The organism is Geobacillus thermopakistaniensis (assembly GCF_000498995.1).
GTDB classification, from domain to species: domain Bacteria; phylum Bacillota; class Bacilli; order Bacillales; family Anoxybacillaceae; genus Geobacillus; species Geobacillus thermoleovorans.
The window spans coordinates 1-990 of the sequence record NZ_AYSF01000018.1 but is presented as its reverse complement, the minus strand read 5'-3'; the positions used below and the strand labels follow the sequence as shown (position 1 = coordinate 990).

Sequence of the window (990 nt, the reverse complement as noted above, 5' to 3'; positions counted from 1 at the left end):
CCTCGAAGATGACGAGGTCGATAGGTCCGAGGTGGAAGCGTGGCGACACGTGGAGCTGACGGATACTAATCGATCGAGGGCTTAACCTAGCAAGAAAAGTGGAGGCCGCCCGCTTATCGGCGAGGTGCGCTGGAGGGCCTGCGAGGAGGCTCGAACCAAGCGAAGCTTGGTTCTGCGTGGGTGGTGCCACAGGAGCGTATGCAATGTGTCGCCGCCGCAGCAGGACCGAAGCGTCGCGAGCCGATGGCGGCCGGAACTAGACAGCGAAAAGCGCAGGCGAGCGGGTCGCCGCGACGGGCAAATGTTCTTCGCCTGCAGGGATTTCCGATCCCGAAGGCGAAGGTTATTTGACCCNCCCCGAGCGGCGGCGAGCCGGAGCTGGACAATGCGAAAAGCGCAGGCGAGCGGCTTCTTCCAACGGTTATCTAGTTTTGAAGGAATGAAAAAACTCTTGACAGCTCAGCGCGAATCATTATAATAGTAAATGTCTAAAGAGATGTCATTTCGCAGCAGCTCAGTGACGAGCATTTGCATCATCGGATGAACTGCGAGTTGCCTCGACGCATCCAGCTTCTTTGAATCGGCTGGCAGAGGAAGAGGCAGGACATCTTGTTGGGAGAATTGACCGTCGTTATGATTCCGCAGTAGCTCAGTGGTAGAGCAATCGGCTGTTAACCGATTGGTCGCAGGTTCGAATCCTGCCTGCGGAGCCATCGTGGAGAGCTGTCCGAGTGGTCGAAGGAGCACGATTGGAAATCGTGTAGGCGTGAATAGCGCCTCAAGGGTTCGAATCCCTTGCTCTCCGCCATGATCCATCAGCATGGCCCGTTGGTCAAGTGGTTAAGACACCGCCCTTTCACGGCGGTAACACGGGTTCGAATCCCGTACGGGTCACTTCTTTGTGGAGGATTAGCTCAGCTGGGAGAGCACTTGCCTTACAAGCAAGGGGTCGGCGGTTCGATCCCGTCATCCTCCACCATCTTAATATAA

General features: G+C 56.3%; 4 tRNA genes and 1 rRNA gene. All 5 read left to right on the top strand.

Features of this window, described 5'->3' with window-relative positions:
- Positions 1 to 89 (top strand): 23S ribosomal RNA (locus T260_RS136410); the annotation flags it as partial.
- A 549-nt stretch (positions 90 to 638) separates the two neighbouring features.
- Positions 639 to 713: transfer RNA gene (locus tag T260_RS136415), tRNA-Asn, on the top strand.
- 4 nt (positions 714 to 717) lie between these two features.
- Positions 718 to 808 (top strand) — tRNA-Ser (locus tag T260_RS136420).
- 14 nt (positions 809 to 822) lie between these two features.
- Positions 823 to 894 (top strand) — tRNA-Glu (locus T260_RS136425).
- A 9-nt stretch (positions 895 to 903) separates the two neighbouring features.
- Positions 904 to 979 (top strand) — tRNA-Val (locus T260_RS136430).
- The last annotated feature ends 11 nt before the right edge of the window (positions 980 to 990 follow it).